The following is a 22,051-nucleotide window of genomic DNA, read 5'->3' on the forward strand; positions in this document are numbered from 1 at the left end:
CATACCTCAGGCTTTCTAAGAGAATGTAAACAATCGGAGGTTAATGGAATGAGCATTAGCAAAAGTCGGCTTACATCCCTCATGGGTAAACATGTTTATGTTATGACACAACAAGGGCAAGTTTTAGATGGCATTTTGGATAAGTGCACGCGTGACAAAATCTATCTTCGTTCAAATGCCAAACCCATAAGTACAAGCGCATTTACACCATTTACACCGTTCAGCCCTTTCTTCAACCCAATCACTCCACTTGTCCTTTTTGATTTATTGGCCATTGAGGAGTCCCCGTTTTTCTTCAATAGGTCTCCATTTTTCTTTTGAAAAAAGCAATGTTGAAATTACGATGAAAGGAATGATTGAATATTATGGGAAATGTAGCAGGAGTGGGACATAGCCGGACTAGTTCAGCGGCAGTATTGGTTCTCTTTATTTTGTTGGTTATTATTACCATGACTTTTGCAATTTGATACACAGTAATAGGTTATATATTATTAGGTCCACAGCTCATCTGTGGATCTATTTCTATACTCGAAGAACTGTATGGAATGTCTCCTTCAATTATAAAGAAGAGGCGCCCGATATGCCTCTTCCTCTGGAACAACCCCTGTAAATTCTCGCACTCAACCTTTATTTCACCGGTAAAAACTCATTCGTATACAAATCCTTCACCGGAATGTCTTCTTTGATCATGCCGGCTTCTTTCATTTGACTAACGAGTGTTTTCCAACGCTCATCGGACATGTAGCCAACGCCGTGAGCTTTGGCATCACCGCCGAAGATAAAGTCTTTGGCGACGGCTTGCGCATCCTTCAGGTGGTCAACGTCATAATCTTTGTTAACGCCATTAAGGGCATTGTTCACTTCGTCGGCATGGGCGTAGTAGTAATCCCAGCCTTCGCTGGTGGCTTTGATATACCGCTTGATCAAGTCGGGATTCTTCTTGATGAAATCATCTGTGGCAATAACAACGTTGCCGTAAGGGTTGTAGCCAAGGTCAGCGTTCAGGAACCAGTCGACGTCGACGCCTTGCTTTTTCAATACATACGGTTCGTTGGTGGCGAAGCCTTGGGTGATGGAGTCCTTATCGGCAGAGAAGCCGGCTAAGGAGCCTGTGTAGTTCTGAATTTGTACTTTGTCGAGCTTGTATTTATAGCTGATATACTGCCAGAACGGGAAGCCGACGGCTGTGTACACTTTGCGTCCGTTGAGGTCTTCAATTTTTTTGATGCCGGAATCCTTGTGGAAGATCAGGTTCTGAGGGTTTGTTTGCAAATTGGCATAAATGACTTTGACCGGGATGCCTTCTTTGCGGGCGAGAACGACCTCATCCGCATTGGCCATCGCGAATTGCACCTTGCCGCCGGCAACCAGCTGCACGTTCGATACTTGAGGTCCACCTTGTTGAAGCGTAATGTCGATGCCAGCTTTCTCATAGAGATGCGCGACTTGCGCAGCATAGTGTCCACCCATTTCTGGCTGTGCGAACCAGCTCATGGCTTGGGTGACTTTGTCAGGTGCAGCTTTCGTAGTTGTCGAAGTTGATGCTGCTGGTGCTGTTGTGCCCGACGTTGTTGGTGTGCTCGTTCCGCAAGCGGAGAGTAGAAGGACTGTTGCAATAGCGGCTGTACCTACCTTTGTTTTCCCCAGTAATTTCATTCGAAATCTCCCCATTCCCTTTAATTGTTTATGTCTATATCTTCCAAGCGTTCTGCAGCTGACGACCAGCAACAGGAACACCTCGAACGCTTACGACCTCACGAGGAGGGGCTGCAGCTGCGGCATGTTCAGCATTTACCGCAGCTAGAAGGATGAAGTCGGCGGGGTCACCAATTTGGAATACCGCTGCTGTAGAGCCAAGGTGCGGATAGACGGAGCGCAGGCGCTCATCGTCATTCCAACGGTACATATCTGCCATTCTGCGGCCACGCATGAGGAGATCGGTAAAGCCGAAGGGCGTCCATGCATCCAAGCCTGTATGGTCGGAGCCGAGGTATACTCGCACGCCTTCCGCTCTCAATTGAGGGACGCGAGGCATTGCGGAATCGATCGGCACGCTGGTAATGATGGCGATATCGAGTGCGGCCAAACGCTGCGCAATCGCAAGGGATTCGCTTTCGGAGACCTCGCCTAAGCAGTAGGCGTGACTGACGTTGACTTTCCCGATTTTGCCTGTCTGCTCGGTATAATCGATGATGCGCTCCAAGGTGAAGAGTCCGAGGTGACCAGGATCGTGAAGGTGAATATCGACCTCGGCATCATGAGCGACACTTAGATCGAAGATAGCACGTAAACACGCCTCAATATCGCGGTCAACGCCAGCAGGATCAACGCCCCCGACAATCGTGGCACCCTCCTGAAGGGCTTGCTTAATGAGGTTAATTGATTGTGAACGAATCAGTCCTTGCTGCGGAAAGGCGACGATTTCGATAGTTAATGCCCCTAAGAATTCCTCCTGGAGCTCCTTCACCATGGCGAGATGTGACAATCCGATATCAGGATCGATGTCGACATGAACCCGAAGGCGGGTCGTTCCGAAGGCCAGCATTCCCTGCAAAATGCCTCGCGCCCGTTCTTTTTGTCCACTTTTAAGTGGAGCTAGCAGGTCTTTCTCCATTTGAAATTGATCATATAAGGAACCGACTTTTTGCCTCGAAATCCACTGTTCGTCAGGAAAAGCTTTATCCAAATGCACGTGATAGTCTTTGAATGTTGGCAACATGAGCATGCCTTGCGCGTCCCAAGAGGGAGTCTCCTTGCTGTTAGCAGCGGGGACGATCTTGGTGATAACGCCTTGATCTAGATAAATATTGTGGAGCGCTCCGTTTACGAGAACGTTACTTAGCCATTGTCCCATGGTGATAACTCCTTTACCTTGCGGCTATTTCAAATAATTTCGAAAGAGGAAAGCGAGCTTCAAGCGCAAGAGATCACTCATCTTTTTAAAATCCATCTGCAATAAATCTGCAATTTTCTCCAGTCGGTACGAAACGGTGTTGCGATGCACGAATAAATAACGGCTTGTTTCATTAATGGATCCGTCATACTCGAAGTAAACTTCGAGGGTTAAGGCTAGCTCGGGGTCGACCTGCTTGCTTTTGCCATAAATAGGCTCCAAAACGTAGGAATAGTAGCTTTCCATGGCTTCCTGAGATAGATGCTGAAACAGGGAGAACAGCTCGATGGAATCGTGATGCAGCACGGTTTGACTCATACCAAGCCGATTGGCGGCGTGGTGTGTTTCCAGGCATTCGTTATAGGCGTTGAAAATGAGTTCAGGTTGAGTTTTCACTCGACTTACCCAGCAATGTAAGCTGGCAGCAGAAGTTCGTGCAGTCAAAGTTGATAAGCAAGAAGTCAGTGAAGTTAGAAATTCTTTTTTATGAAAAATTTGATCCTCTGGCAAGGCGAAAATAGAGAACAATCCCTCAGCTAAATAGAAGTGCTCTGACTCATAGTGCTGCAGCTGCGGCTGATAGATCAACAACTGGCGAACCTCATTTAGGAGCCTAGCAGCGCCAGGTTGTTCCGATGCAATCGTCGTAAGAACGCACTGATATGTCCCAGACATGACGGTGAGCTGATGGCTTTTGCAGGTCTTCATGAAATCGTGAAAGGAAAGCTCTCGCTGGAAAAAGTCTGTAAAAACCTGACTCAGCACGTGTTGGCGCGAGGGGTCTTTGCCTTTAAGAATATCGAGTCCGAGATGATAGGTTAAGATTTCGGCTGCTTGATGGAACAAAGCTTCCTCTTCCTTGAGCATCAAGGGGGAGTTCACGTACACTTTGAAAAAGCCGGTGCAACCAAGCAGATCCAATAGTGGGATGCGGAAGCATCTTGTGTCCCCGAAGCCCTCCCATTGCGGCGATTTGGTCCATGGCCATTGGTGAAGGATGACATCCTCCGACCACGAGGTGTTATGGAAGAGAATGTTGCCTCCTTGCCCGAATACAGCGATGGGTTGCCCTAGAATACCTGAAATCATATGAAAAATATCCGAAGATTCCTTATTGCGCAAGGCGAATTGCATGAGCTGTTTTTGCTTTTCTAAGACCGTCTGCAGCTTCTTGGTCGTTTTGGTGTGTTCGGCGTTGAACAAGGCATCCATCTGATCGGAAAAAGTGAATTCAAATGGCAGCTCCAGGATCGGCATTTCGAGTCGATTGGCCTCATCGTAGAGTTCCTGAGGAATTTGATTCCAGTATCGGCCGACTTTGATCCCAAGCCCTGCTCCACCGCGCTCGTCGAGCATGCGCAAGGTGGAAAGAGCCATATCCAAGTGATCTTTCATGACAAAAGCGGTCGTAAACAGCATCTCGCCGGACTTGATCCAATCGCCTGCATCGGGGGCGTCCATGACATTGACGGATCTTAAGATGCGTGACAAGCCTTTCTCTCCAGCAACTAATTTGGCACGTGACAAAGGGTAAATGGTTAACGCTTCTTCAACGGTCAAGTGCATCTAATCCCCGCCTTTCCCTCATTAGGAGCTTAATTTCTCATCGTAAAAGGTTGTCTGCTTCACGGTTGAAGCTACCAGCTGCCCTCGCTTCCAGACATATCGTCTGGGAACACGTTCGTAAAAGGCACTGCGCAGATTAGTTGCCTCGAATAAAACGAGATCGGCATCAGCTCCGATGTGTAGGCCGTAATTGGTTATTTCAAGTGCCTTAGCGGCACGAGTTGTCGCCATTTCGATTAGGGTAACGACGTCCTGATTGGAACCCATATACGCGGTTTGTGCGAGAAGCATGCCCGTGTCCAGCGGATCTGCTGTGCCAAAAGGTGTAAAAGGATTCTGTATATTGTTGCTTCCATAAATAACATTGGCTCCTTGCTCTAAAAGGAGAGACACAGGGGTGAGTCCCCGTCTGTGACGGTGATCATCGCCGCGCCCATTAAGATACAAATCCGTTGCGGGCAGCGACATGACGTGGATGCCGGCTTCCGCGATGGATTGGCAGATGGCTTTGGCCTCTTCATAAGGGAGTGAACCTAGTGATGTGAGGTGCCCAACACTTACGCGTCCTTGCATCCCATACTGATGCGTCATGCGGATGATGGTGAGAATGGCCAGCATGGACGGATCGTCGGAGAAATCTACGTGTAAGTCCAGAGGCTTATTGAAGGTTTGAGCTAGGTTAAAAACAGTGCTGAGATGCGCTTGCGGATCCTCATCCTGATACGTAATCCCGCCGACGACATCGGCGCCAAGTTGAAGGGCTTTGGCGAGAAGTTCTTCTGTACCCGGCTGCTTGGCAATGCCTTCCTGGGGGAAGGAGACGATTTGCAGGGTGATCTGGTTACGGTAGCGCTCCTTCAGTTCTAGCATCACTTCGAGGCCAATCAGGCCGACGATAGGATCAATCTCAACGTGACACCTCATGTGTGTGACCCCGTGAGTTATTGCCTGTTGGATCACTTTGATCGAACGAGCTAGGATGTCTGTTTTGGTAAAAGAACGTTTAAGCTCCAAGGTGGAGGCGATTGCTTGCTCGATGGAGCAGGCGTCTTTCGTCATTTGATTCAGGAGAAAGGCTTTATCGAGATGAATATGCGGTTCTATTAAACCGGGGAGTAGAACCCGTCCGTTGGCTGCTATAAGTTGTCCCGTGCTGAGCGCATTAGGGTTGTTGGGGAGATGCTTCTGCAGGGAAAAGATTTTCCCGTCCCGAATGCCGACGTCCATCAAGGTGCCGAAGTGGGGGTTAGAGAAGCATTGGATAATCAAATCGGGCTCCATAACGCTGCACCTCTTTTTGTGTTAGGTAATCTAACGTAATTTCGTTTTATTAACTGGATTATAGGGCTGTTTGTTGGAAACAGTCAATGACCTGGTAGGAGGATTGTGTTTTTTATTAAAAGAGGGTGGTTAATTGTGATTATGTAAATTTTAATGTAATGAAACATGACATATATTTTTTCGACAACCCCAACAAAAAGAATACGCCCCGCCTATCTGGGGTTGCATTTCAATACCTCGATTTCATTTGTTATACTATTAGGTAAGATTTTACGCGTGTAACGGAGGGTTAGCATGCAAAAAGGAGAAAGAACTCGCAAGCATATCATTGCTCAGGCAGCAGAGCTTTTTAACCAGAAAGGGTATGCAGGTTCATCCTTGTCTGATATTACGGAGCTAACAGGCATAAAAAAGGGCGGTATTTATCGCCATTTTGCCAGTAAGGACGAAATTGCGCTGGAAGCTTATGACTATGCAGGCAGTGTAGTTGGCGGGAAAATTACAGATGCCATCCGTGAACAAGGGACCGCCATTGGCAAGCTGTTAGCTTATTTACATGTTTATGAAAATGTAGTTGAAACGCCGCCTTTTATCGGAGGATGTCCTCTGCTTAACTTAGCAACCGAGAGCGATGATAGTCATCCTATCTTACGCGAACTAGCTCAGCGAGGACTGAAGGGTACGCTGCACACCATGAAAGAGATTATTTCACAAGGTGTTCAAAGTGGTGAATTTAAAGCAGATCTCGATATCGATGCTTTAGCGACCTTCACGCTTTCCGTTATGGAAGGCGGTATTATGATGAGCAAGCTAGAGGGGGACAATCGACATGTTCGAATGAACATCGAGAGTCTTTCCGTGTATCTCAAAGGAGTATGCGTAAGCTGAAAGACGATTGTGTTACCTAGTGTAGGTTTGATGATGAATGGGGATGAGTGAATGGCGCGGCAGCGGTACAGCAATCTAGATCCAAACGCAAAGACGAAAACGTGGAAAGAAGTACGTCGTTGGCAAAAAGAGCGGAAGGGAAAAGTTAAAGATTTGAGCTTCCGAATTGGCCAATCGGAGCACAAGCAGCTGGAACTACTGAAGACGAATCGCAGTGAAGTAACGATCACCTGGGTCGGACATTCCACCTTTTTGCTGCAGGTGATGGGTTTGACGATTGTTACCGACCCGGTTTGGGCCGCGAGGATGGGCTTCACCAAGAGGCTCGAGGAGCCAGGTCTTTCAATAGAAGAGATCCCGCCAGTTGATGTTATTTTGCTATCCCATGCGCATTATGATCACCTGCATGTTGGTTCGTTAAAAAAGCTGCGAGGCACGCCCGTCGTGCTAGTGCCCGAAGGACTTGGCTCCAAGGTGCGGAAGCTAGGGTTTAGCACCGTTTACGAATTGCCATGGTGGGGGAGTCAGACCGTCGGCCAGCTGGAGTTTCACTTTGTTCCCGCGCAGCATTGGACAAGACGTACGCTAACCGATACGAATACTTCGCTTTGGGGCGGCTGGGTGATTAAACAGACTGCGGCGTCTATGCCAGTTGGAGAGCGGGACAGCAATGCGATTTACTTTGCTGGCGATAGCGGGTATTTTGATGGTTTCCGGGAGATCGGGACGAGGTACCCGGGCATTCGCTACGCGTTGATGCCGATCGGCGCCTATGAGCCGGAGTGGTTTATGGGGATGCAGCACGTAAGCCCGGAGGAAGCGGTGCAGGCATTCCTTGATGTTAGGGCGAAGCAGTTTATTCCGATGCATTATGGGGCATTCCGACTCGCGGATGATACGCCGAAGGAAGCGTTGGATCGGTTGCTGGTGGATTGGCAGCAGAGAGGACTTGACCGCAGCTTACTGCATTTGTTAAAGCATGGGGAAACCTTGGTGGCGGAGCGAACTGGGGAATAGGGACGCTAGCTCCGACTAAATTCTGTAGTCACCTTCGTTTTGTTCCACACGACTTCGATTAAATAGTCTCCTTTAGGTAGATTCGTAAAGGTTTTCGAATCTGTATAGGATTGCCCCGGCTCCAGTTCCAAGTAGTCTTTGATTGGAACGCCGCCTTTTTCGATTACCGTTTGATCCTTCAGTAGGGTATATGATGCCCCGCCGATGACGGTGATCGTTCCCTTGCTCTGGTTCTTGAATGTGTATGTCACCTTCGTCTCCTTGTCCCCGTTGTCTACCGTCGCAGATCCTTGCATTGTTGTCGCGACTTGTGTCTCTTGTGAAGAAACTACTGGTTTAGTTGAGATTACTGGCGCCACCTCGGTCTTTGTGCATCCTGCAAGGAGCAACGACGTGCTTAAAACACATAGTAAGGCATAACTCATTCTTTTCATCCGTAGGCCACCTTATAAAATAGTTTATTTATGAGATGACTGACGGGAAGTTATTCATTTTAGTTGCATGGAAATTTATTGGAATGTTACTTTAACAAAAACAGACAATAGCTCATTGATTGAATCGAGATACTGTTCGAAATTCTCTGCTCCAGCAATGTATTGGTTATCACTGATCTTCCAAGCGACTTCCTTCGGCTCTGTAAATGGCTGTAATTTAGTAAATACATTTCGATAAGTATAAATCCCATTTATTGCAGCTTGTTCAGTGAAGTTTAATACGTTAACTAAATAGTCTTTGACCTGTCCCCGGAAACTAGAAAACTCAATAAATTCTTCAGGACTGAGATGTTCAAAGCTCATCTTTCACCAACCTCTCGGTTTGTTGGCATAATTACTTGATTATATCCTTCTTTTCATCCTAACTAAAGGAGTGAGTTCAATGATCAAACCAAAGAGATTAAAGCCTGGATCCAAGATAGGCATCATTTCGCCTTCGAGTGGATTGCCTTATTTGTTCCCAGATATTTATGAGCTTGGCTTGAAGCATCTTCAAGAGGTCATGGGTTGGGAAGTCATTGAAATGCCATCGGCAAGGATGTCTCCAGAGGAGTTGTACATGAAACCACACCTGCGTGCGCAGGACATTAATTTTTGTTTCGAAAATGAACAAATGGATGGGATCATCACTTCAATTGGTGGATATGAATCGGTGAGGATATTACCTTTTTTAAATAAGGAAGTCATCATAAACAATCCTAAATTTATCATGGGATTTTCGGATGCGACGACGTTTTTAACGTACTTAAATCATTTGGGGATGGTAACGTTTTATGGACCTTCTGTCATGGCGGGCTTCGCCCAGTTGCAAAATCTTCCCAAAGCATATACCAAGCATCTCAAAGCAATATTGTTTGAAGATCATTTCCCATATCGCTATGCTCCTTATCAACAATGGACGAATGGATATAAAGACTGGAGCAAGCTAGAGACATTGGGCGAGTGTAAGCCGTTTACGAAGAATGAGAATGGGTGGACTTTTATACAGGGAGAATCGATTGAGCAAGGGTATTTATGGGGTGGATGTATAGAGGTTTTAGAGTTTATGAAATCGACCATCTATTGGCCGGAGAATGATTTCTGGCAGGATAAAATTTTGTTTTTCGAAACGTCTGAAGATAAACCTTTGCCCATGCAAGTGGGTTATATGCTGCGGAATTATGGGATGCAAGGCATCTTTTCACAAATTAAAGGAGTCATTTTCGGAAGGGCGAAGGATTATCGTGAGGCAGAGAATCTAGAGCTTAGAGAGACTCTCATAAATATTATGGCAAAAGAGTTTGGTGCGGGTCATGTGCCGATTGTTGTTGATTTTGACTTTGGCCATACGGATCCGAAATTGATTCTGCCTCTCGGTGGGAGAGTGGAGTTAAATCCTAGGACGAATGAGGTTATTTTGCTGGAGAGTCCGTTTACATGATTGAAATGTAAGGATGGGTGGAAATTTGGAGCTGAAGGGAGGATATATGAAAACGATCATTTATATGGTAAGGCATGCGGAATCACCCTTCGAATTCGGGCAAGAGAAAACACGCGGTTTATCGCCAGAGGGCTTCGTGGCAGCTAAGCGGGTTGCCGAGTATTTCTCTGATCTGGATATTCATTATAGGCATCCAGCTCCTACACAAGAGCATCGCAGACCATTCAATATATAGCTGAGCAAAAGTCCTTAGAAATCGTAGAATTCGAGGAGCTTATCGAACGCTCGATAAAAGGGTTGGATTATCAGGCTCCTTGGGGAGAGTTGTACGAGGGAATTAGAAGGTCTTTTGAGGATCCAGATTTCGCCTTAGAAGCGGTTGGAGAAGATTGAGCGGGTATGGAGGGATTTTCATAAGTGAGTAAAGTGGAATGTGGCATCTACACAATGTGCTTGATACAAGATGAGAATAGGGTACTTCTGATAAACCGTCCCGAATCTAAGGGGTTTCCTGGATTTCTAGGCCCCGGTGGTAAGGTGGATTTAGCGGAGAGCTTTGCGGAAGGGGCCGTTCGAGAAGTTTGGGAGGAAACGGGGCTCATTGTGAACCCGGAAGACCTCATTTTTAAGGGCGTCGATGAATATTTAGTTCCCGAAAAGAACTATCGATATATGGTGTTTAATTATCTGACTCGAACTTATTCAGGCGAGTTACTGTCTAATCCACCAGAAGGGGATGTAGCTTGGGTGGACATTGACGAGGCATTACAATTACCTATGCAAGGGTGGTTTAAGCGTAGGTTTCCTTTATTTTTCGAATCAGGTACATTTGAAATATCGGTAGTTTGGGATGAAAGTAATCAATGTGTAGTGAAGGAACAGGTTAGGAAATTAGGGTGATGGGTTTATAAGAAATACTTACGTCAACTGGTTCAAGAGAAGAATTATTGTATGCAAAGGGACATCCTTATAACAACAAGAGAGGGTTGCAGATGAACATGAATGAGACAATAAGTTTAAGTCTTGGGGGTTCTTACGTTGTGGCTCCTGACAACCCAAGAAAGACAAAGAATCGAGGGAGAAAATGTATGATTCTTGCTTTCGAGCTTAACGATGAGGAATTAGACATTAGGGTGATTTATCTCGATACCAGTAGAGAGGTATTGCTAAAGTTCAGTGATTTGAAGCCGATTACCGAGTGACGCAGATTGAGAAGTAATGTTTTCGATGTGAAATCGGGGGGATGCACATGGCAGCGCCTATTATAATCGTAGAGTACGATCCTGATTGGGTATTGATTTTCGAACAAATTAAAGACTTCTTGCTTCCCGTCGTGGGCGATCTTGCGGTCGGAATTGAACATATCGGAAGTACTTCCGTTCCGAGATTAGCGGCTAAACCGATTGTCGATATGGACGTGGTGGTCTCTAATCATGAAGACGTTCGAACCGTTATTCAAAGGCTTGCGATACTCGGCTATGTGCATGAAGGCGATTTAGGAACTACAGGACGAGAGGCGTTTATCCCTCCGAAAAGTAGGATATGGCATCACCTTTACGTAGTACCTGTGGATAACTTGGAGTATAAGCGACATATTCTTTTTCGGGATTATTTGAGGAGCCATCCGAAAGCAGCCGAAGAATATGGTGACTTGAAGAGGGAGCTGGCACAGCGATTCCGCGATGATCGGTTGGCTTATTCGAATGGAAAGCATGATTTTGTAACAGGGATACTGCAACGTGCGGGATGGAACGGATCGTTATGATAAAAAGTGCAACATTTACATCCAATATCATGTTTATACTCATGTAAAGGAAAATAAACATATATTGGGAGGAGTGTGCGATCCATGAGCAAACGGTGGTTTTTTATAACGCTAACCATGGTCATCATTTTGGCCTGTGTAGGGTGTGGCAAGGGAGAAACGATAGTAAAACCTAAGCTTACAACGAAACAAATAGAAGAATTCTATCCAGGCGACATTTCGAAGGTGGATCATATTGAGATTAGAAGTGGTTCGACAGGAGAGCTTCGGGTCGTTACTGATAAACAAGTGGTTCAGGACTGGATCGGTACAATCCGTCATATTAAACTTACGCCCGACCCGAATCAAGAGGCTAGAACAGGTTATTTATTCGCTGTTGGATTGTTTGAAGGCACGGAAAAGAAGCTCCCATTTAGCCCAAATAGTATTGCAGGGAATTATTATGTGTACTCAAAGGAATTGGAGAAGCATATTAGCGATTTATTTGAAACTAAGTAGTTAACTCATTATTACCAACTAGCTCCTCGAAGCCCACAGCATAATGGAGACCCCGATTACACAAACAGCGGCCCCGATCCAATCGAAGCCTCCTGCTAAAGCTACCCGACAAGGGGGGGATTTACACTGCTTTTTTTACCACATAGGAAGGCGGGAGTGTGCGAGAAACCGCAGCAGGGATAGACGTTCTATGCTTGTTGGTTGGATAACTTATCGTTAACCATGCTAATCTTTGTCGCACTTTGTGCAACATTATCAGGGCATTTCCACCTTTTTCACTCTTCAAGTTGCAAAAGCTACAACATTTTCGCCCGAAAAGCCTCTCAATGAACGGAAACGGCTATTTATGTTGTATGTTTTACAACAATCTCAACAAGAATCGAAAATTTGCCCTATAATGTTGCACAGAATACAACAATAGACACCATTTATATGTTTTTGGCAACCGAATGGAAAGATGAATTGGATGTAGTATTTTTAATCCTTTTATTTTTCGGGTATAATATCCAGAAAAAGGTGCATTTATTTATTTCATGGGAAGTGATTTGCAAATGGCGACTTGTCATTTGAAATATTGACACTTTTGTGTAATGAAGCGCAGTTTGGTCAACTATTGGCTGTTTGATTTGGATTAACTTTATTAAAGTATGTTATCATGAGATAACATAATAAATAAGTTAAAGGTAAGTATATACTTGGAGGTAATTACCATTAATACCGATACCCTGAATGATGCAATGTCGATGTTGAAACAAACGAGCCGTACCTTTTACATACCGATAAGTAATTTGGATGCAGGACTAAAAGAGGCTGTAACATCTGCCTATTTATGTATGCGGGCTATAGATGAAATCGAGGACCATGAGGATCTCGCAGACTCATTGAAAATAGAGCTTTTATCTGGGGTATATGACGCTTTCCAATCCTCGGATATCATCGGTGCTATACAGAAATTACTATCGCCTTATCAAGCGGTAATCCCCGAAGTTTCGATGCGCCTGGATGAATGGCTGCTTCTTTGCCCGCCAACTGCAACTCCAATCATTGAGAAGTATATTGCTAAAATGTCCATTGAAATGTCCGAATGGGTCCAAAACGGTTGGAACATTCATACGGAAGATGATTTGGACCGCTATACGTATAGCGTAGCTGGTATGGTTGGTGAGATGCTGTCTGAGCTTTGGCTATGGCATGATGGAACGCAATCTGATCGTGATAAGGCCATTGCGTTCGGGAGAGGACTGCAAGCGGTGAATATTCTTCGTAATAAGGCGGAGGATGCGAAGCGCGGCGTGAGCTTTTTCCCGGATGGTTGGGGCTTTAAGGAAATGCAGCAGTACACACGTCGCAATTTGCAACTAGCCGATGCGTATATCGCAGATCTGAAGCAAGGCCCGGCGTTGAAATTTTGTAAGGTTCCATTGGCGCTAGCACATGCTACGGTAAATCTGCTTGCTGCTGGTGGGAACAAGTTGACGCGGGATGCGGTTTTGAAAATTGTGAGTAAAGTGACGTAAAAATGAGATTTCCATAGGTAGATAAGAAGAGAAGCCTGCAGCGTTTTGTGTGGGCTTCTTTTGTTTGGATAGAAGTGAGTATCATGGAGGAAAGGGAACTAGGGTGCCTTATTTGCGGCAAAACGCACAAAATGGACTCCGAAGGGGAACGTCAGTACGCTATTTACCCGAAAAATGCCGAAAAGGACGAAAATCGGGCAAATAGCGCACTCAGGTTCCCCTTCACGCCAAAAACGACCGATTTCATCTAAATAGCGTACTCACGTTCCGCTTCTATGTCTTATCACACGCCCATGTAACGAAATAGGGAAAGAGACTATCCCCAAGTAGACGAATCTAATTGGGGACAGCCCCTAAAAAAGGGTAGGAGTGCTAATATTTCAATTATTACCTACATGAATGCCTTGATCGATGCTGGATTCCGAATTACGAAGGTCTCCGAACCTCAACCGACGCAAGAGACGCTGGATGCTTATCGGAAATGAAAGACGAGACTCGTCGTCCTATTTTTCTATTGATTTCAGCGGTTAAGAGCCATAAGCATTGACAAAGTATACAGAGAAGGCTATGATATCTCTTGTTGTTGATTTTGAAAAGTAACTGGAGGTGTTTTGATCATGGCTGTTCCTCAACGGAGAACGTCCAAAACACGTCGCGATAAGCGCCGTACTCACTTTAAACTGGCTGTGCCAGGAATGGTGAAGTGTGAACAATGTGCTGAACTTAAAAAAGCACATCACGTTTGCAAAAACTGCGGTTCATATAAGGGTAGAGAGATCGTACAAGCTCAATAATCATATGAATCTTGCAATGAAAATGACACTCCTCATGGGAGTGTCATTTTTGTTTTATGAAGATTTATAGAAAGACTGTGGATTAACTTTAGATTTAATCGTTCCTCGAAAATCCCTTCAACAAATCCTCGACTAAGACGCCGTTAATTTTCAAGCCAGCGATATTGCAGTTAGAGATGTTCACATTAGACAAATCACAATTTGTAAGTATACTGTTAATCAAAACGCAATTATCGAACTGAATGGGCTCGTAGTCATTATTGGCGTTATATTTAGCGTCTCCTTCAACTGGAAGCATGACATTACGAAATTGAGTGCCAAATAAATGTACATGCTCAATGACAGCATCGCTAAAATTTGCATTTGTTATTTTCACATTTCTTAAGTTGGCATTATTGATGTGGGAGCCAGATAAATTCACGTCATTGAACAACAACCCACTTAAATTAGCATTATTAAACTTCGTCCCTGCTAGACTGACGTTATCAAAATCCAGCTTTTCTGCTTTAACCTCTTGAAATTTGGAACCAGAGATATCTGCTTTCTGTAAGTCTAACACTTCAGTTGTCCATCCAGCCATATGTACCCCTCCTCAAATTGATCACCTCCTAAATTTACCATAAAATTCAATTTAAATGTAAGCACGATTTTCATCAAATACCTGGATTCTGCAAACGAAATAGGAGCGGAATGCCTAAGTGCATCTGCTCCTTATTTCAACATCTAATTGCTAAATTAACGAACTATTTCCCGGTTTTTTTGCGAAAACGGAACCTGTCGGTTATCTTTCGAAATAGCGATTATTAGATATCAAGTTTACGGGTACTGATCCATTTCACCATTTCAGGATCGCGATGTGAAAAGAACAGACTCTGTTTCGTATCTAACGTAGTAATCGATTCCATATCCTCTTGGCTTAATTCAAAATCAAAGATATTGAAGTTTTCGATAATTCTTTCTTTACGAACAGACTTTGGAATCACAACGACTTCTCTTTGTGTCAACCAACGTAAAACCACCTGAGCAACGGATTTATTAACCTTTTCAGCAATGGATACCAATACCTCATTCTGGAACAAGTTATTTTTCCCTTCAGCAAAAGGCGCCCAAGACTCAATCTGAACATTGTTCTCTTTCATGAATTTCGCACTTTCGATTTGCTGGTTGAAAGGGTGCGTTTCAACCTGGTTTACGGCAGGAACTACTTCATTATGAATAATCAAATCGATCAGACGATCCGCCTGGAAGTTACTAACGCCAATTGCACGGACCTTTCCTTCACGATACAATTCCTCCATAGCACGCCAAGAGCCATGCACATCGCCAAAAGGTTGATGGATTAAATACAAATCCAAATAATCCAATTGCAATCTTTCCAGTGATTTTTCAAATGCTTTTTTTGTGCGCTCATAACCAGTATCCTGAACCCAAAGTTTCGTAGTGATAAATAATTCCTCTCTTGCCACGCCACTCCGTTTGATCGCTCTGCCAACTGCTTCTTCATTTAGATAAGAGGCAGCTGTATCAATCAGCCGATAGCCTGCCGTAATAGCGTCATAAACGCTTTGCTCACATTCATGTTGATCTGCAATCTGAAAAACACCAAAACCGAGTATAGGCATCTTAACACCATTGTTCAAAATAACTTTTTGCATATGAAATCCTCCTGTCAATTCTTATCGGTTATTTTAATTGTGAGTTCCGAAATAGTGATTGTTAAAATATCACGGTTGCTGAGCCACATGCATGATTTCACGATTCTGTTTGTAGTCATCAATCTCGATATCCGAAAAGATGGCCGAATGTTTTCTCCATCCCTTCTGTGTTACGTGCCGCGGCGACAACTTTATATCCTCTTTCCAGAGCTTCTTTCGCAAATACTGCACCCAAGCCCTTATTGGCACCTGTAATAAACCAAACCTGGTCGTTCATCTGTAAATGCATACCTCCTTCGATTGATTCTGGGAAGTTCTCTTGCCCTCATAGATAACGCTCCTTTTACTCACTGACATCTCAGCATTCGTACAGTACATGACAGCTGTTTCAGTTGCATTGGATTTGTAAGGAGTGAGCATTATTGAGCATGACCTTATTATGCAGCAACAAATAAAGAAACGTTATCTCATTTGTCGCAAATGTTTGCCTAATCCTCTCACTCCCATTAACACATCGGATGTGAATGGGTTATAATTGAACACAATAAAGCAACAAGGAAGGAGTCCATGTGGAGGAATTACTAAAACGGCAGGATGAGCTCATCAATTTGATTGAGCATCATTCTAATCAAGATGGGGTTTTCAAGACCACGATCCCTTCTTTGTCCATTATTCGTCGTGCCAATGTGACTGAGCGAGCCTATGGCGTGTACAATCCTTCCTTTTGTTTCATCGCTCAAGGGATGAAACAGGTTTTTCTAGCGGAGGAACGCTTTGAATATGGTCCTTCTAATTACCTAGTTTCATCCATGAACCTGCCAGTGATTGGACAGGTCATAGAAGCTTCATCCGACGCACCCTATTTGAGTTTGAAACTAGAATTTACCCAGAATGAAATTTTAGAGGTTTTGATAGACTCCAAAATTCATATCAATCTGAAGGAAAATGCTTCACGAGCTATGTTTGTCGGCCAGATCGATTTATCGATATTGGATCCTGTACTCCGATTAGCTCAATTGCTTAATCACCCGCAAGATATATCGTTTCTTGCTCCATTTCACAAAAGAGAAATTATTTACAGGCTACTTCAGGGGCATTTTGGTGTTGCCTTAGCGCAAATTGCGATGGAAGGAAGCAGTACCTATCGAATTAGGGATGCCATCGATCACATTACCCTTCACTATGATCAACCTTTTCGGATTGAAGAGCTTGCTGAGATTGCCAGTATGAGCATTTCTTCATTTTATAGGCACTTTAAAGAAATCACCGCTATGAGCCCTCTTCAATTCCAAAAACAGCTTCGTTTACAAGAAGCTCGGCGCTTATTGTTAACGGAGTCAGCGGATGCTTCTGAGGTAGCATTTCGGGTAGGTTATGAAAGTCCATCTCAGTTTAGTCGAGAATATTCTCGTATGTTTGGTTCTCCTCCCAAAGCAGACATAAAGCGTCTGAAGGAAACATTTGACCAAGCACAAGAATTAACTGAACATATTTTTGCTGGATCCAATGTATGAGACATGGCTGATGCCGCCGGAATTTCCTCCGATTATATTTTAAGCAGTTAGTTCGAGCTATATCCAGAAAAGGCCAAATAGAAACTCTCTCACCAATGTAAGGTGGGGAAATCTATTTGGCTTTTTTATTATTTCGATCACGTGAGAGAAATAGGCAATCATTTAAGATAATCAGGATATCGATTTCTTTTTGATTCGTTGCATAATTAAATTACGTATGGTCTGTCATTTTGGACGAACCGATATTTTGATCAATAGTGCTGGATAGGTAACTTGGCATATTGAGGAGGAGGGAAAACATTGAAAAAACGATTATTACTTGTCTTCGGTTTCGTTACTGCCTTCACATTCTCTGCATGTGGAAGTAACAACAATGACATGACAAACAGTTCTCGGCAAGCGGAGCAGTCTGCAACTGATAGTGCTATGACAGACAGTACTCGGGAAACGGAAGCGTCTGGAACTGAAAGTGAGCAAGTTAAACTCCCTGAGAACTACGATAAGGGCGTGCTCTATACGACTGTGACTCGTGGAAATGCCAAAGAGCTGCTTTATGCGAGTCGGGAAACAATTGAAGCTGTGCAAACCGGCAAGCCGTTCCCTAGTGGAACTGTATTGACTCTCGAAATCTACAGGGATGGAATACTATCCGACATTTTTGTCTCGGAAAAGCGCACGGGGTGGGGCGATCAGAACTCTCCTAAGAAGAGTAACGGAGATTGGCGATACCAGGCTTTCACTGCTGATAAGTCAGTTAATAGCAAGAGAAACATTGAGAGTTGCATTTCTTGTCACGCAAGTCAGGTACGGGATGATTTCGTATACACGTACAACCAGATGGAGAGTTTCAAACTTGAGGATTTTACGGCATCACAGGATAATAATACAGAATCGAGGCATGCAAGTATCCCTTTGGCAGATTGGGAGTTACATGCATTAAAAGCTTATATGACTACTCTATCATCCGAAAAAACATCATAAGCTAATAAGTTATGGAGGTAAGCTTTTGAATCCAAATATGTTTATTAAGTTGGCCATTGACCTTATTATGACAGTATCCATGTTAGTGGCGATGGCTTATCCTGTTACTGGAAATATGATCCACGAACTGGTTGGTGTTTTATTGTTTGTATTATTTATGGTTCATAATATCTTAAATAGACGGTGGTATAAAACGATTTTTAGGGGGAAGTACAAGGTACAACAAATTCTTAGCATAGCGGTAAATTTGCTGTTTCTATTAACGATCGCTGTGGCACTGATTAGTGCCGTGCCAATTTCACGTGATATATTTCCTTTTATTCCGATAAATAATGACATGATCGTGAGGCAGATACATGTTCAAAGTGCTTATTGGGGATTTATACTCATGGCTGTTCATATAGGAATCTCGTGGGGAAGGATTATGAATGCAGCGAGAAAAATGACGGGAATCCTCACTACAAGCCGTGTACGCACAATTGCGTTTCGTTTCTTGGCGGTGTTAATTGTTGTTTATGGTGTGCAGATTTCTTTTGAAAGAGATATGGGTTCTAGGTTGCTCATTTATAATCCATTTGGGTATTGGGGCTTTGATGAAACCGCCTTGAGGTTTGTAATAGATTACCTATCTATCATGGGGATCTATATTTGCGGGACTCATTATACTTTGACATATATTCAGAAACATGAAAAGGCTAAGGCTTAAAAAGTAGATCAATGATAAAACGGAGATAAGTTATGAGTTTAAATGTACTAAGGGAATTTAGACGCCGCGCCTGGATGGATCCGCTTAATCACAAAAAGGGATACCCCCAGTGGTTTCGCTAACTCATAAGAACCGAAAAAGAAGAAGCCTCTCCCAAGGCTTCTTCTTTCGTTCCATCCGCAAAGCAACTACTCCATCACCACATGCCATGGCCGCATCCACACAATACGCTCGCCTACACGAAGAACGATGTTCAAGTCGTGGGGGCCGGAGGCGAGAGTTCTTGAGGCGCTCAATCGATACAAAGGGACCACTGTGTCATCGGTAACCTGCTTAGCGGCAGGGGCGATAGAGATCGCTGAAACGGAATCCTTACCGCCATGATCATTGTTTTCTTCCAGAGAAAGCTGTGGTTGTAGGGAGTCTTTGAGGTTTTTCTGCGTCCATTGAACCTGCGTATCGTAAAGGAACGCATCTAGTGTAGCCGTTGTCCCCGTTAATTTACCAGGGAGTTCTCCGAATTCGATCTTATAGGCTCCTTCATAAAGGGCGTGCCCATCATACCAAGGAATGGGAGAAACACCGAATAATTGCTTGACATCGGGCTTTTCCAAGTACCAATCGCCTTCTTTTTGGGTGGGCGCGCTGCTAAGGGTAATTTTCTTTGTTAAAATACCCTTCCAATAGATCTCCGCATTCCGTTCCCCCTTGTGCAAAATGAAGCCATAGTCGCCTTTCGTATAACGTGCGGCTCCGCTTACTCCTTCGACATTCGCTTGTTCATATCCCAGCTGCTCAGCTAGGATCTTCAGCTTCAGAACGTCCACGCCTTCCTTTACAAAGCCTGCGTCAACCTCATGATTCCACTTCAGGTTACCTTGGCTATCAGGCGTGATGATCAGCTGCTGTGGATATTGGGTTTCAATCTGCAACGCTGTGCCTGTATCCAGATCCCAGAATCGATCTTGGATCCATGGCTGTAGAGGAATCCACCCCGTATGCCCCTCTGCGCTCACCTTGAGCCATGTAGCTCCGTTTGGCAGGCTCCATACCGCGGTTACATCCACATCTTGATTCCGTAGTAATAAAACGGAAGACGTATAGTACACATCGGGATAGCGCATTAACTCGCGGTCACCACGAATGGATACCTTCCAATGTACGTTTATCGCATCGGCTGGCTCTCCGAAAAAGAGATTGATCCAACCCGTTCCTTTTGATGTTATTACATGATACCAGGTAGTGGCGTACCAAATATCATAAGGACCTCTACCGTACCATAACGGCTCCGTGATTTTTTCGAAGGCAGTGACCTTCTCGCCAGAGACGACAGCTATTTCTTTCTTCGCGGGTCCATTGAGTAAAGGAACCTCAGCGGTCAGATTAAGCGTCTCATCGGTTGAGATGATGGGGACGCCACTTTGCCATGTCCAGAGGGGACCTTCATCTGTTTTTACTAAGAAATAGCGGTCATAGATCGTTGTAAATTCTTTGATGATGCGTGTTTCGCCTGCGGCCTCAGAGGTTATCGTGGACTTTTCCGGATGAAGTACGGCAAGAAGATCCGAATTTCCAGTAACGTTTTGATGGTAAACAGGCTTGTTAACGTCCTGAACTATGCCAATTTGATTCACCGGGATGTGCGCCCACAAGTCTCCCATCCATGAAGTATGAACTTGAATCCATGCCTTACTGGAAGGATCGTTCGTATAGAACCATTGCTTCGCCGCGCTGACAACCTCAACTTCCTGCGGTGCTAGGGCGGCTACCGAACCGCTGCGTTCACTTGTTTTGCTGTAGAGTGGCGTATCCGAAGTTAGCATGATACGCTCAGGTGGAGCGATATCAATGTCCCATGGGTTAGGATGAATCCACCTAGGGCCGAACATCGTCTCGATTTTCCAAGTAGCTGCGCCAATGGACCAAGCGCCGTACGTCTCAATGACCTTGACGGTTTGAGGAGAAAACCAGCCCTCAGGTTGGTCTATAGGAGTATCTGGCGAAGGGGAGTAAGCTGTATTCGACAACAGCTCTATAGATCCAGGAATGCGTAAACCATCAGGGGGATAGGGCCCCCGAGCCATGAAATCCGCTGAGGATCCAGCAGGTTTGCCTAGCAGACCAACTAGGATGACCACTAACATAGATACAATCAAGCTTACTCGCCACTTCATTCTCAAACCACTTCCCATCACCATTTGTGGTAAATATTTCAAATATTAGACGTAAAGTGAGGGCCGAAAGTTTCTGAAATAGGTGTAACATATTTGAAAAGAGGTAAGGATTAGACGCCTTGTACCAACATTGTATAAGACCACCACATAAATCGAATGCTGAAGATGAGGTTTTGAAAGGAGAAAATAAGGTTGAAGGTTTCGAATTATTTCATGGTATTAACGATAATGGTAGGTTTGTCTGCTTGTGAAGCAACAGAGCCTACAACGATTGAACCGAGTGCCATAAAAGAGGAGAAGGCAGCTCCCGAAGAAGACTATAACCTGCTTACAGGTGATTATGTCAAAAGAATCGTAGATGACCCAAAGGCCGAAAAGCCCACTTCACATACGATAACTGGCAATATGGGGAAGAAGAAGCTTTTGAAGCTTAGTAATTTTGTTGCGACGGCATCCACGGATCAGTTTTTGAAATAATAAAGTGCTCGCGGCCGCTGGATTCTTCGTATCACGCTGAATCTTGTGGCTGCTAAAGATGTAGATGGATTTCCTTCATCTACCCAGTAGGCTCTCAACTTCTATCCGTCGCTCTTTTTTATCTATCTACCTCACGTATCAACCCGATCTTCCCTATCCATCTAGCTTCAAATCGTATTCATCCTCCATCAATCCATATATGGCCGTACATCCACCCCGTCTCTCCCTCTTTCTCACCTGATTTTCCCCACTCCAATCCCACGAAAACACACTTATCCCCAAACTTACCCACAGTATCAACATGTCCACAAATCATACTGTGTATAAGATTTTAACAACCTTATACACATATCCACAGATAAACTTATCCACAGGAAGCGCAGGGAGGGATGCTGCTCTCCGAGATGCTCA

Annotated in this window: 25 protein-coding genes; 15 read left to right on the top strand and 10 right to left on the bottom strand. The window is 44.5% G+C overall.

Features of this window, described 5'->3' with window-relative positions; genetic code table 11:
• Positions 1 to 48 precede the first annotated feature (48 nt).
• Together AC58P7_RS15470 and AC58P7_RS15475 are read left to right on the top strand one after the other, a co-directional pair.
• Positions 49 to 321: a hypothetical protein gene (locus AC58P7_RS15470; protein ID WP_497344274.1), complete on the top strand. Its 273-nt coding sequence runs from the start codon at positions 49 to 51 to the stop codon at positions 319 to 321.
• 44 nt (positions 322 to 365) lie between these two features.
• The gene (locus AC58P7_RS15475) at positions 366 to 467 is read left to right on the top strand and encodes a YjcZ family sporulation protein (protein ID WP_497344276.1); all 102 of its coding nucleotides are present in this window, start codon (positions 366 to 368) and stop codon (positions 465 to 467) included.
• Positions 468 to 627: 160 nt separating this feature from the next.
• Here the strand turns inward: AC58P7_RS15475 and AC58P7_RS15480 are convergent, their stop codons facing one another.
• The 4 genes from AC58P7_RS15480 to AC58P7_RS15495 are packed head-to-tail and all read right to left on the bottom strand — an operon-like array spanning position 628 to position 5,740.
• Positions 628 to 1,656, bottom strand: coding sequence for an ABC transporter substrate-binding protein (locus AC58P7_RS15480; RefSeq protein ID WP_497344278.1), 1,029 nt, complete (start codon positions 1,654 to 1,656; stop codon positions 628 to 630).
• A 34-nt stretch (positions 1,657 to 1,690) separates the two neighbouring features.
• Positions 1,691 to 2,854 carry an amidohydrolase family protein gene (locus AC58P7_RS15485; RefSeq protein WP_497344280.1) on the bottom strand — a complete coding sequence of 388 codons (1,164 nt, stop codon included), beginning with the start codon at positions 2,852 to 2,854 and terminating at the stop codon, positions 1,691 to 1,693.
• A gap of 24 nt (positions 2,855 to 2,878) precedes the next feature.
• The gene (locus tag AC58P7_RS15490) at positions 2,879 to 4,459 is read right to left on the bottom strand and encodes a PucR family transcriptional regulator (RefSeq protein ID WP_497344282.1); all 1,581 of its coding nucleotides are present in this window, start codon (positions 4,457 to 4,459) and stop codon (positions 2,879 to 2,881) included.
• A gap of 21 nt (positions 4,460 to 4,480) precedes the next feature.
• The gene (locus AC58P7_RS15495) at positions 4,481 to 5,740 is read right to left on the bottom strand and encodes an amidohydrolase family protein (RefSeq protein WP_497344283.1); all 1,260 of its coding nucleotides are present in this window, start codon (positions 5,738 to 5,740) and stop codon (positions 4,481 to 4,483) included.
• A 294-nt stretch (positions 5,741 to 6,034) separates the two neighbouring features.
• Here AC58P7_RS15495 and AC58P7_RS15500 point away from each other — a divergent pair, with 294 nt between their 5' ends.
• Together AC58P7_RS15500 and AC58P7_RS15505 are read left to right on the top strand one after the other, a co-directional pair.
• Entirely contained in the window at positions 6,035 to 6,628 is a 594-nt protein-coding gene (locus AC58P7_RS15500) for a TetR/AcrR family transcriptional regulator (RefSeq protein WP_497344285.1), read from the top strand.
• A 51-nt stretch (positions 6,629 to 6,679) separates the two neighbouring features.
• Entirely contained in the window at positions 6,680 to 7,645 is a 966-nt protein-coding gene (locus tag AC58P7_RS15505; RefSeq protein WP_497344287.1) for an MBL fold metallo-hydrolase, read from the top strand.
• 5 nt (positions 7,646 to 7,650) lie between these two features.
• On the opposite strand, the gene AC58P7_RS15510 is transcribed toward AC58P7_RS15505, so the two are convergent.
• Both AC58P7_RS15510 and AC58P7_RS15515 read right to left on the bottom strand, forming a co-directional pair.
• On the bottom strand, positions 7,651 to 8,079 hold the full coding sequence (locus AC58P7_RS15510) for a hypothetical protein (RefSeq protein WP_497344289.1): 429 nt from the start codon (positions 8,077 to 8,079) through the stop codon (positions 7,651 to 7,653).
• A 75-nt stretch (positions 8,080 to 8,154) separates the two neighbouring features.
• Positions 8,155 to 8,442 carry a hypothetical protein gene (locus AC58P7_RS15515; RefSeq protein WP_497344291.1) on the bottom strand — a complete coding sequence of 96 codons (288 nt, stop codon included), beginning with the start codon at positions 8,440 to 8,442 and terminating at the stop codon, positions 8,155 to 8,157.
• Positions 8,443 to 8,521: 79 nt separating this feature from the next.
• Here AC58P7_RS15515 and AC58P7_RS15520 point away from each other — a divergent pair, with 79 nt between their 5' ends.
• From AC58P7_RS15520 to rpmF, 7 genes are all read left to right on the top strand, one after another.
• The gene (locus tag AC58P7_RS15520) at positions 8,522 to 9,559 is read left to right on the top strand and encodes a S66 peptidase family protein (protein WP_497344293.1); all 1,038 of its coding nucleotides are present in this window, start codon (positions 8,522 to 8,524) and stop codon (positions 9,557 to 9,559) included.
• 46 nt (positions 9,560 to 9,605) lie between these two features.
• Positions 9,606 to 9,794 (top strand): hypothetical protein, encoded by a 189-nt coding sequence (locus AC58P7_RS15525; protein WP_497344295.1) that lies wholly within the window; start codon positions 9,606 to 9,608, stop codon positions 9,792 to 9,794.
• 212 nt (positions 9,795 to 10,006) lie between these two features.
• Complete coding sequence (locus AC58P7_RS15530; protein WP_497344451.1) at positions 10,007 to 10,459, top strand: NUDIX domain-containing protein; 453 nt, start codon at positions 10,007 to 10,009, stop codon at positions 10,457 to 10,459.
• A 349-nt stretch (positions 10,460 to 10,808) separates the two neighbouring features.
• A complete protein-coding gene (locus AC58P7_RS15535; protein WP_497344297.1) occupies positions 10,809 to 11,324 on the top strand; it encodes a GrpB family protein in 516 nt (171 codons plus the stop codon).
• 84 nt (positions 11,325 to 11,408) lie between these two features.
• On the top strand, positions 11,409 to 11,822 hold the full coding sequence (locus AC58P7_RS15540) for a hypothetical protein (protein ID WP_497344299.1): 414 nt from the start codon (positions 11,409 to 11,411) through the stop codon (positions 11,820 to 11,822).
• Between the two features lie 737 nt (positions 11,823 to 12,559).
• A complete protein-coding gene (locus tag AC58P7_RS15545; protein ID WP_497344301.1) occupies positions 12,560 to 13,339 on the top strand; it encodes a squalene/phytoene synthase family protein in 780 nt (259 codons plus the stop codon).
• 617 nt (positions 13,340 to 13,956) lie between these two features.
• Positions 13,957 to 14,133, top strand: coding sequence for a 50S ribosomal protein L32 (rpmF, locus tag AC58P7_RS15550; protein ID WP_047680282.1), 177 nt, complete (start codon positions 13,957 to 13,959; stop codon positions 14,131 to 14,133).
• Between the two features lie 94 nt (positions 14,134 to 14,227).
• Here rpmF and AC58P7_RS15555 read toward each other — a convergent pair whose 3' ends face one another.
• The 3 genes from AC58P7_RS15555 to AC58P7_RS15565 all read right to left on the bottom strand — a co-directional run bounded on the left by AC58P7_RS15555 (position 14,228) and on the right by AC58P7_RS15565 (position 16,065).
• Complete coding sequence (locus AC58P7_RS15555; protein ID WP_497344303.1) at positions 14,228 to 14,713, bottom strand: pentapeptide repeat-containing protein; 486 nt, start codon at positions 14,711 to 14,713, stop codon at positions 14,228 to 14,230.
• A 223-nt stretch (positions 14,714 to 14,936) separates the two neighbouring features.
• Positions 14,937 to 15,788 (bottom strand): aldo/keto reductase, encoded by an 852-nt coding sequence (locus tag AC58P7_RS15560; protein ID WP_497344304.1) that lies wholly within the window; start codon positions 15,786 to 15,788, stop codon positions 14,937 to 14,939.
• A gap of 118 nt (positions 15,789 to 15,906) precedes the next feature.
• A complete protein-coding gene (locus tag AC58P7_RS15565; protein ID WP_497344306.1) occupies positions 15,907 to 16,065 on the bottom strand; it encodes an SDR family NAD(P)-dependent oxidoreductase in 159 nt (52 codons plus the stop codon).
• Between the two features lie 292 nt (positions 16,066 to 16,357).
• On the opposite strand from AC58P7_RS15565, the gene AC58P7_RS15570 reads away from it, so the two are divergent.
• The 3 genes from AC58P7_RS15570 (at position 16,358) to AC58P7_RS15580 (ending at position 18,989) form a co-directional block, all read left to right on the top strand.
• The gene (locus AC58P7_RS15570; protein WP_497344308.1) at positions 16,358 to 17,302 is read left to right on the top strand and encodes an AraC family transcriptional regulator; all 945 of its coding nucleotides are present in this window, start codon (positions 16,358 to 16,360) and stop codon (positions 17,300 to 17,302) included.
• Positions 17,303 to 17,602: 300 nt separating this feature from the next.
• Positions 17,603 to 18,283: a cytochrome P460 family protein gene (locus tag AC58P7_RS15575; protein WP_497344310.1), complete on the top strand. Its 681-nt coding sequence runs from the start codon at positions 17,603 to 17,605 to the stop codon at positions 18,281 to 18,283.
• 25 nt (positions 18,284 to 18,308) lie between these two features.
• A complete protein-coding gene (locus AC58P7_RS15580) occupies positions 18,309 to 18,989 on the top strand; it encodes a DUF4405 domain-containing protein (protein ID WP_497344312.1) in 681 nt (226 codons plus the stop codon).
• Positions 18,990 to 19,177: 188 nt separating this feature from the next.
• Here AC58P7_RS15580 and AC58P7_RS15585 read toward each other — a convergent pair whose 3' ends face one another.
• Positions 19,178 to 21,163, bottom strand: coding sequence for a hypothetical protein (locus AC58P7_RS15585; protein WP_497344313.1), 1,986 nt, complete (start codon positions 21,161 to 21,163; stop codon positions 19,178 to 19,180).
• Positions 21,164 to 21,355: 192 nt separating this feature from the next.
• Between AC58P7_RS15585 and AC58P7_RS15590 the strand changes: the two genes are divergently transcribed.
• Positions 21,356 to 21,640, top strand: a complete 285-nt coding sequence (locus tag AC58P7_RS15590; RefSeq protein ID WP_497344315.1) for a hypothetical protein — start codon at positions 21,356 to 21,358, stop codon at positions 21,638 to 21,640.
• Positions 21,641 to 22,051: the final 411 nt, after the last annotated feature.

The sequence above is a fragment of the Paenibacillus sp. J22FR5 genome, assembly GCF_059691975.1.

What these genes read in the sequence shown, in the direction of transcription:
- AC58P7_RS15470 (WP_497344274.1), top strand. Translation starts at nt 49, where the DNA reads ATGAGCATTAGCAAAAGTCGGCTTACATCCCTCATGGGTAAACATGTT.
- AC58P7_RS15475 (WP_497344276.1), top strand. Translation starts at nt 366, where the DNA reads ATGGGAAATGTAGCAGGAGTGGGACATAGCCGGACTAGTTCAGCGGCA.
- AC58P7_RS15480 (WP_497344278.1), bottom strand. Translation starts at nt 1,656, where the DNA reads ATGAAATTACTGGGGAAAACAAAGGTAGGTACAGCCGCTATTGCAACA.
- AC58P7_RS15485 (WP_497344280.1), bottom strand. Translation starts at nt 2,854, where the DNA reads ATGGGACAATGGCTAAGTAACGTTCTCGTAAACGGAGCGCTCCACAAT.
- AC58P7_RS15490 (WP_497344282.1), bottom strand. Translation starts at nt 4,459, where the DNA reads ATGCACTTGACCGTTGAAGAAGCGTTAACCATTTACCCTTTGTCACGT.
- AC58P7_RS15495 (WP_497344283.1), bottom strand. Translation starts at nt 5,740, where the DNA reads ATGGAGCCCGATTTGATTATCCAATGCTTCTCTAACCCCCACTTCGGC.
- AC58P7_RS15500 (WP_497344285.1), top strand. Translation starts at nt 6,035, where the DNA reads ATGCAAAAAGGAGAAAGAACTCGCAAGCATATCATTGCTCAGGCAGCA.
- AC58P7_RS15505 (WP_497344287.1), top strand. Translation starts at nt 6,680, where the DNA reads ATGGCGCGGCAGCGGTACAGCAATCTAGATCCAAACGCAAAGACGAAA.
- AC58P7_RS15510 (WP_497344289.1), bottom strand. Translation starts at nt 8,079, where the DNA reads ATGAAAAGAATGAGTTATGCCTTACTATGTGTTTTAAGCACGTCGTTG.
- AC58P7_RS15515 (WP_497344291.1), bottom strand. Translation starts at nt 8,442, where the DNA reads ATGAGCTTTGAACATCTCAGTCCTGAAGAATTTATTGAGTTTTCTAGT.
- AC58P7_RS15520 (WP_497344293.1), top strand. Translation starts at nt 8,522, where the DNA reads ATGATCAAACCAAAGAGATTAAAGCCTGGATCCAAGATAGGCATCATT.
- AC58P7_RS15525 (WP_497344295.1), top strand. Translation starts at nt 9,606, where the DNA reads ATGAAAACGATCATTTATATGGTAAGGCATGCGGAATCACCCTTCGAA.
- AC58P7_RS15530 (WP_497344451.1), top strand. Translation starts at nt 10,007, where the DNA reads ATGTGCTTGATACAAGATGAGAATAGGGTACTTCTGATAAACCGTCCC.
- AC58P7_RS15535 (WP_497344297.1), top strand. Translation starts at nt 10,809, where the DNA reads ATGGCAGCGCCTATTATAATCGTAGAGTACGATCCTGATTGGGTATTG.
- AC58P7_RS15540 (WP_497344299.1), top strand. Translation starts at nt 11,409, where the DNA reads ATGAGCAAACGGTGGTTTTTTATAACGCTAACCATGGTCATCATTTTG.
- AC58P7_RS15545 (WP_497344301.1), top strand. Translation starts at nt 12,560, where the DNA reads ATGTCGATGTTGAAACAAACGAGCCGTACCTTTTACATACCGATAAGT.
- rpmF (WP_047680282.1), top strand. Translation starts at nt 13,957, where the DNA reads ATGGCTGTTCCTCAACGGAGAACGTCCAAAACACGTCGCGATAAGCGC.
- AC58P7_RS15555 (WP_497344303.1), bottom strand. Translation starts at nt 14,713, where the DNA reads ATGGCTGGATGGACAACTGAAGTGTTAGACTTACAGAAAGCAGATATC.
- AC58P7_RS15560 (WP_497344304.1), bottom strand. Translation starts at nt 15,788, where the DNA reads ATGCAAAAAGTTATTTTGAACAATGGTGTTAAGATGCCTATACTCGGT.
- AC58P7_RS15565 (WP_497344306.1), bottom strand. Translation starts at nt 16,065, where the DNA reads ATGAACGACCAGGTTTGGTTTATTACAGGTGCCAATAAGGGCTTGGGT.
- AC58P7_RS15585 (WP_497344313.1), bottom strand. Translation starts at nt 21,163, where the DNA reads ATGAAGTGGCGAGTAAGCTTGATTGTATCTATGTTAGTGGTCATCCTA.